Annotated in this window: 12 protein-coding genes; 7 read left to right on the top strand and 5 right to left on the bottom strand. The window is 67.9% G+C overall.

Annotated elements, in window-relative coordinates; translation table 11 throughout:
* The first annotated feature begins 423 nt into the window (after positions 1-423).
* A complete protein-coding gene (locus tag ACTRWB_RS09170) occupies positions 424-1,866 on the top strand; it encodes a sialidase family protein (RefSeq protein WP_446901664.1) in 1,443 nt (480 codons plus the stop codon).
* 60 nt (positions 1,867-1,926) lie between these two features.
* Here the strand turns inward: ACTRWB_RS09170 and adhP are convergent, their stop codons facing one another.
* Positions 1,927-2,955 carry an alcohol dehydrogenase AdhP gene (gene adhP, locus ACTRWB_RS09165; protein WP_446901663.1) on the bottom strand — a complete coding sequence of 343 codons (1,029 nt, stop codon included), beginning with the start codon at positions 2,953-2,955 and terminating at the stop codon, positions 1,927-1,929.
* Positions 2,956-3,406: 451 nt separating this feature from the next.
* On the opposite strand from adhP, the gene ACTRWB_RS09160 reads away from it, so the two are divergent.
* From ACTRWB_RS09160 to otsA, 3 genes are all read left to right on the top strand, one after another.
* Positions 3,407-5,485 (top strand): TonB-dependent receptor, encoded by a 2,079-nt coding sequence (locus ACTRWB_RS09160; protein ID WP_446901662.1) that lies wholly within the window; start codon positions 3,407-3,409, stop codon positions 5,483-5,485.
* A gap of 468 nt (positions 5,486-5,953) precedes the next feature.
* The gene (locus tag ACTRWB_RS09155) at positions 5,954-7,573 is read left to right on the top strand and encodes a methyl-accepting chemotaxis protein (protein ID WP_446901661.1); all 1,620 of its coding nucleotides are present in this window, start codon (positions 5,954-5,956) and stop codon (positions 7,571-7,573) included.
* Between the two features lie 656 nt (positions 7,574-8,229).
* Positions 8,230-9,636, top strand: coding sequence for an alpha,alpha-trehalose-phosphate synthase (UDP-forming) (gene otsA, locus ACTRWB_RS09150; protein WP_446901660.1), 1,407 nt, complete (start codon positions 8,230-8,232; stop codon positions 9,634-9,636).
* 6 nt (positions 9,637-9,642) lie between these two features.
* Here the strand turns inward: otsA and ACTRWB_RS09145 are convergent, their stop codons facing one another.
* Both ACTRWB_RS09145 and ftsH read right to left on the bottom strand, forming a co-directional pair.
* Entirely contained in the window at positions 9,643-10,110 is a 468-nt protein-coding gene (locus ACTRWB_RS09145; protein WP_129514951.1) for an OsmC family protein, read from the bottom strand.
* Between the two features lie 83 nt (positions 10,111-10,193).
* The gene (gene ftsH / locus ACTRWB_RS09140) at positions 10,194-12,170 is read right to left on the bottom strand and encodes an ATP-dependent zinc metalloprotease FtsH (protein ID WP_446901659.1); all 1,977 of its coding nucleotides are present in this window, start codon (positions 12,168-12,170) and stop codon (positions 10,194-10,196) included.
* A 472-nt stretch (positions 12,171-12,642) separates the two neighbouring features.
* On the opposite strand from ftsH, the gene ACTRWB_RS09135 reads away from it, so the two are divergent.
* Positions 12,643-14,307, top strand: a complete 1,665-nt coding sequence (locus ACTRWB_RS09135) for an acid phosphatase (protein ID WP_446901658.1) — start codon at positions 12,643-12,645, stop codon at positions 14,305-14,307.
* A 103-nt stretch (positions 14,308-14,410) separates the two neighbouring features.
* Here ACTRWB_RS09135 and ACTRWB_RS09130 read toward each other — a convergent pair whose 3' ends face one another.
* The gene (locus ACTRWB_RS09130) at positions 14,411-15,907 is read right to left on the bottom strand and encodes an FAD-dependent oxidoreductase (RefSeq protein ID WP_446901657.1); all 1,497 of its coding nucleotides are present in this window, start codon (positions 15,905-15,907) and stop codon (positions 14,411-14,413) included.
* 290 nt (positions 15,908-16,197) lie between these two features.
* Complete coding sequence (locus tag ACTRWB_RS09125; RefSeq protein ID WP_047903855.1) at positions 16,198-16,407, bottom strand: hypothetical protein; 210 nt, start codon at positions 16,405-16,407, stop codon at positions 16,198-16,200.
* Between the two features lie 449 nt (positions 16,408-16,856).
* Between ACTRWB_RS09125 and ACTRWB_RS09120 the strand changes: the two genes are divergently transcribed.
* Both ACTRWB_RS09120 and ACTRWB_RS09115 read left to right on the top strand, forming a co-directional pair.
* Entirely contained in the window at positions 16,857-17,273 is a 417-nt protein-coding gene (locus tag ACTRWB_RS09120) for a nuclear transport factor 2 family protein (protein ID WP_193100465.1), read from the top strand.
* Positions 17,274-17,276: 3 nt separating this feature from the next.
* Entirely contained in the window at positions 17,277-18,134 is an 858-nt protein-coding gene (locus ACTRWB_RS09115; RefSeq protein ID WP_048251561.1) for an SDR family NAD(P)-dependent oxidoreductase, read from the top strand.
* Positions 18,135-18,155 lie beyond the last annotated feature (21 nt).

Raw genomic sequence — 18,155 nt, 5'->3', positions numbered from 1 at the left:
CGTTTCGATTTCGCGTGCTCGCCACGGCAAATTTTGCCCGCGCGTTTGCTCTCGTTCGGCAACGCTTTCCGGCTACGTGCTGTTACAAAAAATTGCCTGCCTCGCCGCATCCGGATCAACTACATTGCAATCCACTTCTACGCATTCTTCGCCTGCCCGAACCGGCCTCCCCGCAGGGCGGCATCAACGACACATCCGTCACAAGCAATAAAAACGAATAGGAGTCTTGACCGCAGTGCTGGCGGTATCCAGCGCACGCGGATCGCGATGGCTGAAGCGGCATCCTGAACGACACGTCCCGGCGGCATGCATCGTGCGCGTCGCCGCGACACCCCGACCCGGGCGGCCCGAGCCGCCGCGCATCGGCTCGCACGGCCTCGTTCCACCGCACCATCGCGGCCGCACGTCAACGAGGAGCAGTCCATGCGACGCACTATCGTGTCCCACCCGCTATTCACCTGCCTGCCCGCCGCGATGGCACTGGCCTGTGCCGCCGCGCATGCCGATCCCGTGCTCGTGTCCGGCCCCAGTCCATACGCCGCCTGCACCATCGGCGGGCCCGGCACCGCCTACGTGAATGCGGAGGTCGAACCGTGGCTCGCGGTCAATCCGGCCAACCCGCAAAACATGATCGGCGTGTGGCAGCAGGACCGCTGGTCGAACGGCGGCGCGCACGGCCATGTCGCGGGCTACACGTTCGACGGCGGCGCCACCTGGGCACGGACGACGCAGCCGTTCAGTGCATGCGCGCCGGGCGGGCTGTCGTACGAACGCGCGTCGGACCCGTGGGTATCGATCGGGCCGGACGGCACTGCGTACTCGGTCGCGATCACGTTCAACCAGTCGAACAACAGCAACGCGGTCGCCGGCTCGGTATCGACCGATGGCGGGCAGACGTGGAGCAGTCCCGCGTTGCTGGTCGCGAACAACGAACCGACGACGCAGTTCTTCAACGACAAGGAATCGGTGACGGCGAACCCGGTGAAGGCCGGCACCGCGTACGCGGTATGGGACCGCCTCGAACTGCCGAACGGCAACCCGTACGCGAACCTGCACACGCAGGCGTTCCGCGGGCCGACGCTGTTCTCGAAGACAACCGACGGCGGCAAGACGTGGAGCAAGGCGAAAGTCATCGTCCACGTGCGGTCGCGCCAGCAGACGATCGGCAACCAGATCGTCGTCGATCCGAAGAGCGGCACGCTCTACGATTTCTTCGACCTGATCCAGCCGCCGTTCAGCAAGGCCGCCGGCAAGGTCGCGTTCATCAAGTCGACCGACGACGGCGCGACGTGGACGCAGCCGCAGGTGATCGCGGGGCTGCAGACGGTCGGCGTGACGGACCCGAACACCGGCGAACCCGTGCGCACCGGCGACATCATTCCCGAGCCCGCGATCGATCCCGCGTCGGGCCAGCTTTACGTCGTGTGGCAGGACAGCCGCTTCAACGGCGGCAAGTACGACGAGATCGCGCTATCGACGTCCAAGGACGGCGGTGCGTCCTGGAGCGCGCCGCTGCAGGTCAACACGCCGACCGGCCGGCCGGCCTTCAATCCGTCGGTGCGTGTCGACAACGCAGGCGCCGTGATGGTCACCCACTACGACTTCCGCGACCTGCTGGCCGGGAACACGACGACGCTGCCGACGGGCTTCTGGCGCAAGATCTCGCTCGACGGCGGCACCACGTTCGTCGCCGAGCGGCGCGTCGGCGGCCCGTTCGACATGAAACTCGCGCCGAACGCCGAAGGCTTCTTCATCGGCGACTATCAGGGCCTCGACGTCGGCCCGTCGTCGTCGTTCCATCCGTTCTTCGTCCAAACCAACGCGGGCAACCTGACGAATCGCACGGACGTGTTCTTCGCGCAGTAACGCGAACCCTGCGGCACGGCCGCCGTCGCGACGCGATCCGCCACGCGGCGGCCGCATGCATCACTGCATGTCGGTCAGCACGATGCGCCCGTCGACCTTGCCTTCGCGCAGCTTTGCGAACACGTCGTTGATGTTGCCGAGCCGGTCGCGATGGATATGCGCACGCACCAGGCCGTCGGCCGCGAAGTCGAGCGATTCCTGCAGATCGCGCCGCGTGCCGACGATCGAGCCGCGCACGGTAATGCCGTTCAGCACCGTCGAGAAAATCGGCAACGGGAAATCACCGGGCGGCAGGCCGTTGAGCGCAACCGTGCCGCCGCGCCGCACCATCCCGAGCGCCTGTGCGAACGCACTGCGCGACACCGCCGTGACGAGTACGCCGTGCGCGCCGCCGATTTCCTTCTGGATCACTTTCGCCGGATCGTCGACCGATGCGTCGATCGTCAGTTGCGCGCCGAGCTGCCGCGCGAGCGCGAGCTTGTCGGTCGAAATGTCGATCGCCGCGACGTGCAGGCCCATCGCACGCGCGTACTGCACCGCCACATGCCCAAGCCCGCCGATGCCGGAGATCGCGATCCACTGCCCGGGGCGCGTATCGGTCACGCGAATCCCCTTGTAGACGGTCACGCCCGCGCACAGGATCGGCGCGATTTCGTCGAACTCGACCTGCGCAGGCAGATGGCCGACGTAGTCGGGATCGGCCAGCACGTATTCCGCGTAGCTGCCGTTCACCGAATAGCCCGTGTTCTGCTGACCGTGGCACAGCGTTTCCCAGCCCGTGTGGCAGTACTCGCAATGTCCGCAGGCCGTGTAGAGCCACGGCACGCCGACGCGGTCACCCTCGCGCACGTGCGTGACGCTCGCGCCAACGGCCGCGACGATGCCCACGCCTTCATGCCCCGGAATGAACGGCAACGACGGTTTGACGGGCCAGTCGCCGTCGGCCGCGTGCAGGTCGGTATGGCAGACGCCCGATGCCTTGATGTTGACGAGGATCTGGCCGGGGCCCGGCACCGGCACGGGCACTTCCTCGATGCGCAATGGTTCGCCGAATGCGTGCACCACGGCCGCTTTCATGGTTTGCGTCATGCGTCGCTCCTGTCTGGTCATTGAGCGACCCAGTATCCGGTTTCGGAACCGGAGGACGTTGATGCGTATCAACGCGATGCGCGCTGTCCGGCGATCGCGGCTGCATCATCGCAGCGCACGGCGGCACGGCACGATCGGGCGCGCCGCTTCGTTCCACGCCGCGCCGGCGTAAGCACGGACCATCGCCGGCCAGCGCGCCTGCCACTTCAGCCGACCTTTCGTCGGTCCGACGGAAACCGTACGTACCGCTGCCATTCGGCTTGGAATTTGAAATGATATAACATATCATTTCGTGTGCTCGTCCGCCTGACGCCGTTCCACTGTGGGTGGCCGAGCCTCGCCGAGCCATGTCCCAACGGGTCACTCCGCGTCACAGACGCAACAATATATCGTATCCAGTCGTGACCCGCATCGCTCGTTATCCGATCCGATTCCAACCGATTCACCGACCATGCGCGACCTCCCTCGTCTACCGCTTCGCCCGCTCTCGCCCCTTTCGCTGATGCTGTTCGCCGCCGCCGCGCACGCGCAGGCCGATGCGCCCGCCGCATCGGGCACGCCGTCCGCCGCTCCGCTCGCGCCGATCTTCGTGACCGCGAACCCGCTCGGCGACACCGAACTGATCGCGCCGACCGCGCAGCTTTCCGGCGATGCGCTGACGCGCCGCCAGGCCGATTCGCTCGGCGAAACGCTCAACGGGCTGCCCGGCGTGTCGACCACCACCTACGGGCCGATGGTCGGCCGCCCGATCATCCGCGGGATGGACGGTGACCGGATCCGGCTGCTGCAGAACGGCGTCGCGGCCTACGACGCGTCGTCGCTGTCGTACGACCATGCGGTGCCGCAGGATCCGCTGTCGATCGAGCGCGTCGAGATCGTGCGCGGCCCGGCCGCGCTGCTGTACGGCGGCAACGCGGTGGGCGGCGTCGTCAACACGATCGACAACCGCATTCCGCGCGAAGCGATCCAGGGCGTGACCGGCGCAGTCGACGCGCGCTACGGCGGCGCGAATTCGGTACGTGCGGGCGCCGCGCAAGTCGAAGGCGGCAACGGCCGCTTCGCGTTCCACGTCGACGCGTTCGACCGCGAAACGAGCAAGCTGCGGATTCCCGGCTACGCGCGCAGCAGCCAGCAGCGCGCGATAGACGGCCCCGACACGCCGCAGCCGGTCGGCAGCGTGCCGAACAGCGACGGCCGCGTGCACGGCGGCGCGGTGGGCGCGTCGTACACGTGGGCGGACGGTTTCGCGGGCCTGTCGTACAGCGGCTACGAGTCGAACTACGGCTCCGTCGCGGAGAGCGACGTGCGGCTGCGGATGCGCCAGGAACGCCTCGCGCTTGCGTCCGAGGTGCGCAACCTGAACGGGCCATTCACGAAGCTGAAATTCGATTTCGCGTACACCGACTACCGCCACAAGGAAGTCGACAACGGTCAGACCGCAACCACCTTCCGCAACCGCGGCTACGAGGCGCGCATCGAGGCGCAACACCGCAAGATCGGCCCGTTCGAAGGCGCGATCGGCGTGCAGTTCGGCCAGAACACGTTCTCCGCGCTCGGCGACGAGATGCTCGTGCCGTCCACGCGCACGAACAGCGTCGCGCTGTTCGGCCTCGAGGAATGGCAGGTCGTACCGGCGCTGAAGCTGAGCCTCGGCGGCCGCTTCGAGCATGTGAAGGTCGATCCCGATCCGGCCGGCGTCGAGAAATTCGCGGGCGCGCAACCGCGCGACTTCAATGCGGGCAGCCTGTCGGCCGGCGCGCTGTTCTCGCTGACGCCCGTGTGGTCGGTGGCGGCGAACGTCGCGTACACCGAACGCGCACCGACTTTCTATGAGCTGTATTCGAACGGTCCGCACGATGCGACCGGCCAGTTCCTGATCGGCAACCCGAACGCATCGAAGGAAAAGGCCGTGTCGACCGACCTGTCGCTGCGCTATGCGAGCGGCCCGAACCGCGGTAGCGTCGGCGTGTTCTACAACCGCTTCTCGAACTACCTGACCGAGTACAACACGGGGCGCGTCGTCAACGACGACGGCGAGCCCGTCGCACCCGGCACCGACGGTTCGCTCAGCGAGGCGATCTATCGCGGCGTGCGCGCCGAGTTCTACGGTATCGAGCTGGACGGCAAGTGGCGCGCCTTCTCGCGGCGCGGCCATACGGTCGACCTGGAACTGACGGCCGACTACACGCACGCACGCAACGTCGACACGGGCCAGCCGCTGCCGCGCATCGCACCGCTGCGCGCGACGCTCGCGGCCGACTACGGCTACGGTCCGTTCGGTGCACGCGCGCAGGTCACGCATGCATGGTCGCAGCACCGCGTGCCGGACAACGACTTCTCGACGGACGGCTACACGTCGCTCGGCGTGATGCTGACCTACAAGTTCCGCGTCGGCCCGACGCACTGGCTCGCGTACCTGCGAGGCGACAACCTGACGAACCAGGAAATCCGCTACTCGACCTCGGTCGTGCGCGGCTTCTCGCCGCAAGGCGGCCGCAGCGCGATGGCCGGATTGCGCACCACGTTCTGACCCTCTCAGGGCCTGCGGTTGGCGCCGCAGGCCCGTGGCGCGACAACGATTCGCCGCCAATTTCCATTTATCCGCCATTACCACAGCATGGTGCAGCGCACGTCAATGACGCGTACCGGTTCCCGCCTCCCGATTCATCCGCAAGGAAATTCCGTTATTCACCCATAAATTGAAACAAAATCATCAGACGATTATTAACAAAAAGATGATTTTTGTTTCACCAATAAAACCGGTTTCAAATTCTGCGTATAAATTTTCGAATCACGGGTGATCCGCTGTTTTTTGACAAGAATCAATTCCGCCCCGCCCCACAAGGCTCTCATCGCTAAAAAAACTAATATCAGGGTTTTCGAAGGGTAAAGAATCATCCGGGATACCCGTTAATGCCGGCACGAGCCCGTATCTGGTCGAAGAATAAATTCCATTTGCCAACCACACGCGCAGAGGCACAACGTGAAAATCGCCAGAATGAGCATCAAAACAAAACTCCTGGGCGGCTTCGGCCTGCTCGCCGCAGTCGTCGTGATCGTGTCGGGCATGGCGCTCAAGGCGCTATCCGATACCAACGCCGAGTTTTCCCGCTACATGAACGGCATCAATGCACGGGCAACCCTGTCCGCGCAAATCCGCACCGCGGTCGACCGGCGCGCGATCGCCGCGCGCAATCTCGTGCTCGTGACCAAACCGTCCGACATCGAGCTCGAACTGGCCGAAGTGAACCAGGCGCACAAGGACGTGCAGGAACATCTCGCGAAGCTCAAGGACATGATGGCGAGCGCGACCGACACCTCCGATCGCGCGCGCGAGCTGGTGGCCGACATCGTGCGCGTCGAAACCAGCTACGGGCCCGTCGCGCTGCGTATCGTCGGGCTCGCGCAGGCCGGCAAGAAGGACGAGGCGACGGCCGACATCGACGACAATTGCCGCCCGCTGCTCGCGCAGCTGGTGCGCGCGACCGACGCGTACGCGACCTATACGCATGACCGCGAACTCGCGATCGCGCAGGAATTCGCGGATCGCTATGCGATGGAGCGCAACCTGCTGGCCGGCATCTGCCTGATCGCCGTCGTGATCGCCGCGTGCGGCGGCCTGTGGCTGACGCGCAAGATCACCGCGCCGATCGGCTCGGCGGTGGACGTCGCGCGCACGGTGGCGAACGGCGATCTCGGCAGCCGCATCCAGGTGAGCGGCAACGACGAGACGCGCGACCTGCTCGACGCGCTGCGGACCATGAACGAACGGCTGATCGGCATCGTCGGCCGCGTGCGCGATTCGTCGAACAGCATCGCGCATGCGGTGGGCGAGATCGCATCGGGCAACCTCGACCTGAGCCAGCGCACCGAGGAACAGGCCGCGTCGCTGCAGGAAACCGCCGCGACGATGGAGGAATTCACGTCGACGGTGCGGCTCAACGCGGAAAACGCGCAACAGGCGAGCACGCTCGCCGCGAATGCGTCCGACGTCGCGCAGCGCGGCAGCTCGGTGGTCGGCCGCGTGGTCGATACGATGACGGAGATCGGCCACAGCTCGTCGAAGATCGCCGACATCACCGGCATCATCGAAGGCATCGCATTCCAGACCAACATCCTCGCGCTGAACGCGGCAGTCGAAGCCGCGCGTGCCGGCGAACAGGGCCGCGGCTTCGCGGTCGTCGCGAGCGAGGTGCGCAGTCTCGCGCAGCGCTCGTCGACGGCGGCGAAGGAGATCAAGGAGCTGATCTCCGCGTCGGTGCAGACGATCCAGAACGGCTCGGCGCTCGCGGGCGAAGCCGGCAAGACGATGTCCGACGTCACGCAGGCGGTTGCGCGCGTGACGGACATCATGGGCGAGATCGCGGCCGCGTCGGCCGAGCAGAGCCGCGGCATCGACCAGGTGAACCTGACGATCACGCAGATGGACGAGACAACGCAGCAGAACGCGGCGCTTGTCGAACAGGCCGCGGCCGCATCGAAGTCGCTCGAGGCGCAGGGCCGCGAGCTGTCCGAAACGGTCTCCGCATTCCGGATGCCGTCCGGCGCGCATGTCGCGTCGCCGGGCATGCATGCACAGGCAGCCGACACGCATCACTGGCAACCGGCCGCCGCCTGACGGCTACGGAAAGGAGACGATGATGCGCACGCTGCGCCGGTGGTCCGCCTGCGTCTCGCTTGCGCGCACCGCGCGATGCGCGGCCGCGCGCGGCACGCGGTGCGGCTGCGCAGCATCGCGGTCCGGCGCGCTTTGCACCCATGCACGACATCGCGCGTCGCCGATCCGCGTCGCGCGTTCACGGCACGCATGCATGTAGGTCGCGCATCGGCGTAGCCGCATCGAAAGCCATCGCCGTCGATCGTCGCGGCATCGTGCGCGTGCGCGTGTATGCATGCATGTCCGCACGCACACCGAGATCAATCACCGCACGGCATTCGCCTTCCTCCGCTATGCAGGGCGCACGCTGCGTTTGCAGCGCCGCACAAGTGTCGGTTCCGCCCTCGCATCGCGTGCTGCCACACCCACGTCACGCCAACGTCATGCCCATCGCGCCGCATGCGCGCCCGCGCCGCTCGCGGATGCAGCCTTTTAAAACTGGCGAATGACGAGTATCCTAAAAAGAGCACTCCCCGTTCGGACGGCGAATCGCGTGCCCTGACTCCCGTCCGATTGCATTGCGGCCTCATCGCATCGCGCACAGCGCGGCGATGGCGGCGTCCGCTTCGCGCCGCCGGCCGCACGATCCTTTCCCCCAACAATCGTCAGGAGAGCTGGTGAGCCGACTCGTCGTCGTATCCAATCGCATTGCAGATCCCCGTAAAGCCGCGGCCGGCGGCCTCGCCGTTGCCGTGAAGGACAGCCTGCAGGAAACCGGCGGCGTATGGTTCGGCTGGAGCGGCAGGCTACGCGGCGGCGACGATCAGCCCACGCATGGCGACGAGGTGCAGATCCAGAACGTCGGCGGCATCCAGCTCGCGACGATCGACCTCGACCCGCAGGATTACGACGCGTACTACCTCGGTTATTCGAACAACGTGCTGTGGCCGGTGTTTCACTACCGCCTCGATCTCGCGCAGTTCGACCGCCGCTTCGCCGACGGCTACCGGCGCGTGAACCAGCTGTTCGCGCGCAAGCTGCGCACGCTGCTGCGACCCGACGACACCATCTGGGTCCACGACTACCAGCTGATTCCGCTCGCCGCCGAACTGCGCGCGATGGGCTGCCCGAATCCGATCGGCTTCTTCCTGCATATCCCGATGCCGCCGCCGCCGATCATGGCCGCGATCCCGGAACACGAATGGCTGATGCGTTCGCTGTTCGCGTACGACCTCGTCGGCTTCCAGACCGAATCGGACCTGCTGCACTTCGAGCATTACGTCGAAGCGGAAGCGGGTGCCGCGCGGCTGCCGGACGGCCGCCTGCGCGCGTTCGGCCGCACGCTGTCGGCCGGTGCATTCCCGATCGGCATCAACGTCGACGAGTTCGAGTCGCTCGCCCGCGATCGCGACGGCATCGACATGTTCGATCGGATGCGCGACGAATATTCGCGCCGCCAGTTGCTCGTCGGCGTCGACCGCCTCGACTACACGAAGGGGCTGCCGCAGCGCGTGCATGCGTTCCGCCAGCTGCTCGAACAGTATCCGGAGAACCGCAACCGCGCGACGCTGATCCAGATCGCCGCGCCGAGCCGCGAGGATCTCGGCGCCTACGACGACCTGCGGCGCGAGATGGACAGCCTGTGCGGCGCGATCAACGGCGACTACGGCGAACTCGAATGGATGCCGATGCGCTACATTCACCGCACCGTTGCGCGCAAGCGCTTGCCGGGCCTCTATCGCGCGAGCCGTGTCGCGCTCGTCACGCCGCTGCGCGACGGGATGAACCTCGTCGCGAAGGAGTTCCTCGCCGCGCAGGACGCGGCCGACCCGGGCGTGCTCGTGCTGTCGCGTTTCGCGGGCGCGGCCGAGCAATTGAAGTCGGCGCTGCTCGTCAATCCGTACGACACGCAAGGCACCGCGCAGGCCATCCAGCGCGCGCTCGCGATGCCGCTCGAAGAACGCCGCCAGCGTCATGCGGCGCTGATGGCGATCGTGCGCAAGACCGACGTGCACTGGTGGCGCACGCGCTTTCTCGAAGCGCTCGCCGAAGCGGCCGAAGTCGCCGCGGCCACCGAGCACTGACCGCACTCACCCGTCCGTCGCCGCGTATTCCATCACCGTGCCGTTCGCGTCGCACAGGTCGACCGCGATCGGGATGCCCGCGCGCATGCTCTCGGTGACGACGCAATACGCATCGAAGCGGTCGAGCACGCGCGTCGCCGCCGCGAGATCCGACCACGTTTTCCCGATCGACAGCCGCACGGACATCGCGCCCACGCGCACCCTGCCCGTTTCGTTCCGCACCATGTCGACGTCGATGTGCGCGGCGACCGGCTGCGGATCGACATGATGCTTTTCCAGCGCGAACAACAGGCTTGCCGCGAGACAGCTCGCGACGGCCGCGGCAAGCAGCCGGACGGGGTTCGGCCCGTTTCCGGCGCCGAGCGGCGGCGGCTCGTCGATCAACACCGGCGACAGCGTCGTGCCGGCAAACGTGACTTCGAAGCAAAAGCGCGCTTGCTGCGCGACCTTGACCGATACGTGCGGCTCGCTCATGGCGACTCCGTGGCGGAAAAGAGGGAATTGAATCGCGGCGCGGCGCCGCATCGGCGCGCGCCGGTCTCAGGTCGGTAGCGCGTTCAGCGCTCGGGCTCGCGCGGCGGCCCGTACGCGACGAAATCGCGCTCGACCGCGGAGGCCTGCTCCGGCGCGATCGCGTCGCCGCGCGGGCCGGTGTCGTCATCGGGTGCCGCTGCCGCGGCAGACGACGATTCGATGCGCCCGTCGATCAGCGCCTGCAGCGCGTCGCGTTCGAGCACCTCGCATTCCAACAGCCGTTTTGCGATGCGTTCGAGCGCATCGCGGCGTTCGCCGAGTGTCGCCGCGACACGCGTATGCGCGTCGGCCAGCAGCGTACGCACCTCGTCGTCGATCATCCGCGCGGTATGCTCGCTGCAGCGTCCGTCGGCCGCACGCCATGCGCCGGGGATGCCCTGGCGCCCATCGCCGTCGTCGAACGTCGCGAGCCCGATCTTCTCGCTCATCCCGTACTGCATGACCATGTGACGCGCCATCGCGGTCGCGCGTTCGAGATCGTTCTGCGCGCCCGTCGACACGTCGCCGAACACGAGTTCTTCCGCGACCCGCCCGCCGAGCAGCGCATCGATGCGGTCGAGCAGCTCGCTCCTGCGCAGCACGTAGCGATCCTCGGTCGGCACCTGCTGCGTATAACCGAGCGCGGCGACACCGCGCGGAATGATCGACACCTTCTTCACCGGATCGCAATGCGCGCGGCTTTCCGCGACGAGCGCATGGCCGGCCTCGTGATACGCGATGGTCAGCTTCTCCTGTGCGTTCATCACGCGGCTCTTGCGCTCGAGGCCCGTCAGCGCGCGGTCGATCGCTTCGTCGAAGTCGGCCATGCCGATCGCCGGCTTGCCGAGTTCGGCCGCATGCAGCGCGGCCTCGTTGACGACGTTGGCAAGATCGGCGCCGACGAAACCCGGCGTGCGCGACGCGAGTTCGCCGAGGTCCACGTCGGGCGCGAGCTTCACGCGCTTCACGTGCACGCCGAGGATCTGCCGGCGGCCGTTCACGTCGGGCCGGTCGATCGCGATATGACGATCGAAGCGGCCGGGCCGCAGCAGCGCGGGATCGAGAATCTCCGGCCGGTTCGTCGCGGCCATGATGATCACGCCGGAGCCGGCCTGGAAGCCGTCCATCTCGACGAGCAACTGGTTGAGCGTTTGTTCGCGCTCATCGTTGCCCGACATCGGGCCGACGCCGCGCACCTTGCCGAGCGCATCGAGCTCGTCGACGAACACGATGCACGGCGCCTTCTGCTGCGCCTGCTCGAACAGGTCGCGCACACGCGCCGCGCCCACGCCGACGAACATCTCGACGAACGCCGAGCCGCTGATCGAAAAGAACGGCACGGCCGCCTCGCCGGCCACCGCGCGCGCCAGCAGCGTCTTGCCCGTGCCCGGCGCGCCGACGACGAGCACGCCCTTCGGAATCTTGCCGCCGAGCCGCTGGTAGCGATCGGGGTTGCGCAGGAACGCGACGAGCTGCTGCAGCTCGGCCTTCGCCTCGTCGATGCCCGCGATATCGTCGAACGTGATGCCGGTTTCCTGCTGCACATACACGCGCGCCCGGCTCTTGCCCATCCCGGTGAAATCCTGCAGCCCGCCGCGTCTGCGCAGCATCATGTTCCATATGAACACGAACAGCACGAGCGGCAGCAGCCACGAAGCCAACGACGCGATCCAGCTCGTGTCGGGCGTGCCGTGATAGCGAATGCCGGCGGCGGTCAGCGTGTCGGTGAGATGCTCGTCGGTCACGCGGTTGGTCGTGAAGCGCCACGGCGTACCGGCCTGCTGCACGACCGCGGCCTCGGACGCCGGCAGCAGCGTCGCGGCCTGCGGCATCTTCAGCGTGCCGGTGATTTGCGTGGGGCCGACCTCGAGATCGTCGACGAGCCGCGAGGCAACGAGCCGGTGGAAATCGCTGTAGGCGATCGACGCCGACGTCTGGTGCAGCATCAGCAACTGCGCGGCGAACAGCACGAAGAAGCCCGCCGCGATCAGCAATCCCGGGTAGTCGAATTTCCTGTCCATGGCATCGGGCCAGCCATCCACGCTGCGCGGCACACGCTCACGCAGGCACGCACGCGCAGTCGGCGCGCGGCATCGGCCGCCATGCGAAAGCGCCATTCATCCGCGCCATCGTCGCCTCGCTTGATCGCCTCGTTTCGTCGCATCGATGACGCCGCGGCGACGCCGTCGGCCGGCGCCGCCGGGCGATCCTCGCCCGGGCGGCACGCCGCAACGTGCCGCCCCTGAATCCAGTCTAGTTCGCGCGCGCGCGTCGCGCATCGCCCGCCGTGCGAACCGAATCGTCCGACAAACGCCTTTCATCGGCAGCCCCAGCCGCGTTATAGTCGCATTCGTGACATTTTTATGACAATTGCATCGCACCCGCTTGCACGCAACGCCGGCCGTTGCTTTCCGTCCCGCGTCGCGGCAGCCTGTGCGACGCCGCCGCGCATCGAACCACACCGCCAACCCGCCCATTCGAGGAGCACACGACGTGAACGACACCCCCGATCGCCCCGACGACCTTCCCGCCGATCCCGACCGCCGCCGCATGCTCGGCGGCCTCGCCGCGCTCGGTGCGGGTGTCGCGCTCAGCGGCTGTGAAACCACGCCGGGCGGCGCACCGCGTTCCGCCGCCGACCTGCGCGTCGACGAAGCGTTGCGCGAACGCGTGCGCCACATCGTCGTGATCTATGCGGAAAACCGCAGTTTCGCGAACCTGTACGGCGATTTCCCGGGTGTGCGCCATCCGCTGAGCGAAGTGCGTCCCGAGCAGGCGCAGCAGCTCGATCGCGACGGCAAGACGCCGCTGCCCGTGCTGCCGAAGATCTGGGGCGGGCTCGTGCCGCAGGCGCAGGAAGTGGACGGCAAACGCTACGCGATCGCCGAGCGCGACATCGACAAGCTGCCGAACGCGCCGTTCCGGGTTGCCGATGCGCAGGGCAAGCCGCTGCCGAACGGCGTGATCACGCGCGACCTGTGGCACCGCTTCTACCAGAACCAGATGCAGATCGCGGCCGGCCGCAACAACCAGTTCGCCGCGTGGGCCGATTCGGGCGGCCTCGTGATGGGCCATTACCGCAATTCGGCCGACACGCTGCGCCTGTGGAATCTCGCGCGGCAATACACGCTGTGCGACAACTTCTTCATGGCGGCCTTCGGCGGTTCGTGGATGAACCACATGTTCCTGATCTCCGCGCAGCCGCCGATGTATCCGGACGCGCACAAGCATCCGCACGCGGCCAAGCTGCTGTCGAAGGTAGAAGGCGACGATCCTGCCGGCACGCGCCTGAAGCTCGCCGACGATTCGCCCGCGTCCGCGCTCGACGGCCCGCCGAAATTCGCCGGCGACGGCCCGCTGACGCCCGACGGCTACGGCGTCAACACGATGGCACCGCCGTACCAGCCGAGCTACGTGCCACCGCCCGACCCGGGCAACGCCGCGTATGCGGACCCGGCCGACCATCGCGTGATGCCGCCGCAGGGTTATGCGACGATCGGCGATCGCCTGTCGGAGAAGAACATCGACTGGGCGTGGTACAGCGGCGCGTGGCAGTACGCGCTCGAGCATCGCGACACGGGCACCGTGCCGGATTTCCAGTACCACCACCAGCCGTTCAACTACTTCGTGAACTATGCACCGGGCACTGAAGCCCGCCGCCAGCACCTGCGCGACGCGGGGCTCGGCGACGATCCGTCGACGAACCGCTTCATCGCCGACATCGACGCGGGCCGCCTGCCGGCCGTCACGTTCTACAAGCCGCAGGGCAACCTCAACATGCATGCGGGCTACGCGGACATCGAATCGGGCGACCGCCACATCGCAACCGTGATCGACCATATCCGGCGCGGGCCGCAATGGGCGAACACCGTGATCGTGATGACGCACGACGAGAACGGCGGCTGGTGGGATCACGTCGCGCCGCCGGTCGGCGACCGCTGGGGCCCGGGTTCGCGGATTCCGGCGCTCGTGATCTCGCCGTTCGCGAAAAAGGGCTTCGTCGATCACACGCTGTACGACACGAACTCGATCCTGCGCTTCATCAGCCGCGTGCACGGGCTCGCGCCGCTCGACGGCGTGGCCGCGCGCAACAAGGCGTTCGCCGCGCGCGGCGAGACGCCGCCGGGCGATCTCACGAACGCGCTCGACCTCGGCTGACGGCCGGTTGGTCGCGTGATCGTGTGATCGCGTGACCGCTTGAAACGACGACGCCCCGGGCAATGCAATGGATTGCCCGGGGCGTCTTTCGTTTACGGCACCGCTAAGCGGCGCTGCGCAATGCGTCGCGCACCGCCTGCGCGGCGTGACGGCCGGCCTGCCGGCCGAAGAACGTCGCGTCGGCCAGCGACAGCCCCGAGCTGTACCCGGCGCCCCAGCGCGGCAGCCCGCACGTCGTGCGCCCGGCCGCATAGAGGCCCGGCACCGGCGTGCGCGCCGCATCGAGCACCTGTCCGGTCGGCAACGTGTCGAGCCCGCCGAGCGTGAAATGCGGATAAAACGCGTAGTCGATCCGGCAGTCGAGCGCGACGAACGGCGGTTCGATCAGCGGCTGCAGCCACTTCTTCGCCTTGTGGAACAGCGGATCGGCACCTTCGGCCGCATGGCGGTTGTAGACGTCGACGGTCGCCGTCAGCGTACCGGCCGGCATCTGCAGGTCGCGTTCGACTTCCTCCCAGGTTTCGCCGGCCGCCGCGATGCCGATCCGCGCGATCGCGGGCGGCTCCTGGTACGTCGCGTGGTCGACGAGCAGGTAGATCCGGTCGTCGGCCTGGTGGAACGCATGATGGCCCGTGCGGCCGTGGTAGCCGTCCTCGTTGATGAAGCGCTGCCCGCGCGCGTTCACGAAAATGCCCTTGATCAGCGATTCGGGCGCATAGAACGGCAGGCTGACGAAACCCTGGTCCATGTGGATCGCCGCGCCGCCCGCGCTCTGGCCGAGCAGGATGCCCGAGCCGTCGTCGCCGGGGCTGCCGATCGGTTCGTCCGAGCGCAGGAACTGCGGCGCATGCCGGCGCACCATGTCGCGGTTCATCGCAAAGCCGCCCGCGCACAGGATCACCGCGCGGCGCGCACGCACGAACGCCGTCTCGCCATACGCGCGCAGCACGACGCCGCGCACCGCGCCGCCGTCGTCGACGATCAGCGCGAGCGCACGCGTGTCGTAGCGCGTCGCGACGCCGAGCGCCGCCACGCGTTCCGCCAGCACGCGCATCAGCATCTGCCCGCCGCCCCAGCCCGGCCATTGCGGCGTGTGGCCGCGCGGACACGGTTTCGCGGCCTCGTTGAACGGCCAGGCCTCCTCGCTGCCCGACCAGATCAGGCAGTCGTCGGTTTCCGGCTCGACGATCCGCTCGGCGATGAACGTGTTCTTGTACGTGAGGCCCTGCGCGACCAGCCAGTCGTGATGCGCAAGGCTTTCGTTCGCGTAGAGGCGCACCTTCGCTTCGTCGGCGTCGCGGCCGCCCGCGAGCATCAGGTAGCGGTACAGGTCCTCGGTGTCGTCGATGAAGCCGGCCTGCCGCTGGGCAGGCGTGCCGCCGCTGCCGCCGAGGTAGATCTCGCCGCCCGACAGCGCGCTCGTGCCGCCGTAGCTCGATGCGCGTTCGACGATCAGCGTGTCGGCGCCGGCGCTCGCGGCTTCGATCGCCGCGCATGCGCCGGCCGCGCCGAAGCCGACGATCACGACGTCGTGCTCGGCGTCCCAGCGATGTACGTCGCGGATGTTCAGGGGGCGGGTCAGGGAATGGTCGGATGACATGGGGAATGGGTCAGCGTGAAGGAAATCGGCGCGCGTGGCGCGGGCCTGCGGACACGCGGCCTGATGCTGGCGTTGCCGCGTCGCGTCGCAGCCGCTACGAGCAGCGCGCGGCGGTGCGAACGCAAGCCGTGCGCCGTCTGATGCGCGGTTGAAGTCGAACGGCGTTGAGCCGGCTCGGTAGATCGGCCGCGCCGACGCGTGACGCTTGCGCCGTGGCGCCGGCAAAAACCGTCCGTGTGCCACCGCAACGCGACGGCTGCCGGCCCGCGCGTCGCGCGGCCGCGCCGGCGTCACATGCCGCGCAACGCGGCGAAACCGAAGTGCGACGGATCGATCGGCACACAACCGGTCGGCAGGCCGTTCGGGTCGACCGAGCGGCATTGCAGGATGCCGGCCGCATACGGCGGTGACGGGACCTGATCGGCTCCGTATCGCGCCATCGCCATGGCAGCGAACGTGCCCATTGCCAATACGCACAGCTTGCGAGTCGTCAGTCTCATGATCGTCGTCCCCTCCGGTTGGCCGCTCGTGCGGTTCGTGTCCGGTGCGCATCGGTTGCAGCACCGGATGACTGCACGGTAGCCAGCGCCCGGCCGCCAGCCATCGTCCATTTCGACTAGGGGCAAACGCTGAGCGGAGGTCGTACGGCATGCGGCGTCGCAACATCGCGGGCAACGGATTCGCATGCGCGGAGGGAACACTTCATGTCGTACGCCTTTCGCGACGGGTCAAATCAATCGTCAGACCCATGCCGCACGTCGGCCGCTGCACCGCACCATCGCGCAACGCGCGGCCGCCGGCCCCGGTGTTTTCCCCGAGCCTCGCCCTGCTCCGTATGGATGATGGATCGCGACCGGTCCGATGCGAACCTGCGCGTCGACGTCGCAATGCCGCCACGTCCGCATTCGCGGCGCGGCCGACTCTTTCCGTTCTTCCACGGGAGCACCGCATGACCGATTCGAATCCCCGCCACGCGCTGTACGAACTTGCGTGCCGCTACGCGCAAGCCGTCGACCGGCGCGACTGGCCGCGGCTCACCAGCCTCTTCACCGCCGATGCAACCCTTGCCGGCCCCGGCTTCCGCTTCGACGACCGCGATGCGATCGTCGCCGGCATGCGCGTGATCGAGCGCTACGAGGCCACCCAGCATCACGTGCACAACCAGCTCGTCACGCTCGACGGCGGCGAAGCCGACGTCGAGACCTACGGCATCGCGTGCCACGTGTATGTACGCGACGGCGTGAAGCGCAAGCTCGACTGGGGGCTGCGCTATCGCGACCGCTGCGTGTTCGACGGCGGCACGTGGCGCTTCGCCGCGCGCACGCTGCACGTCGACTGGGCGCAAGACCTGCCGCTGGAGGGCTGAACGATGCGCACCTCCCTTCCCCTCGACGGCCGCACCGCGCTCGTGACGGGTGGCGCCGGCGGCATCGGCGCGGCCTGCGCGCACGCGCTCGTCGCCGACGGCGCGGCCGTCGTGCTGATGGGCCGCCGTCGCGACGCGCTCGAACGCACGCAACGGCACCTGACCGACGCGGTGCCCGGCAGCCGTGTCGCGATCCACGCGGGCGATGCGTGCGACGAAACCGACCTGCAGGCCGCGCTCGACTGTGCGTGGGCGCTCGACGGCCGCCTCGACATCGTCGTGCCGACGGTCGGCGGCGCCGGCTTCCGGCCGCTGCTGATGCACGACGCCGACACGTTCCGCGCGGAGATCGACCTGAACCTGCACAGCGCGTTCGCCGCGATCCGCCATGCGGCGCCGCGGCTGGCCGCGAGCGGCGGCGGCGCGATCGTCTGCATCTCGTCGACCGCCGCGCAGATCAATTTCCGCTGGCTGACCGCGTACTGCACCGCGAAGGCCGCGCTCGAAGCGCTCGTGCGCGGCGCGGCCGAGGAACTGGCCGGCGCGAAGATCCGCGTGAACGCGGTGCGCCCGGGCCTCACGCGCTCCGAAGCGACCGCGCCGATGTTCGACAACCGCGCACTGGTCGACAGCTTTCTCGAACAGATCCCGCTCGGCACGCTCGGCGAACCCGAAGCGATCGCGCACGCGGTGCGCTATCTCGCGGGCCCCGAGTCGGGCTGGGTGACCGGCCAGAGCTTCGCGGTCGACGGCGGCCACGAGTTGCGCACGAACCCGCGCGTCGACGACACGATCGCGCAGATCTACGGCGCGGCCGCGCTCGATGCGGTCAAGGCCGGCCGTGCACCGGGCGCCGCATGAGCGCCTACCTTCTTCCAACTT

The organism is Burkholderia sp. YIM B11467 (assembly GCF_052952715.1).
The sequence above is the reverse complement of the archived record's forward strand: the minus strand, read 5'-3'. Positions and strand labels throughout refer to the sequence as shown.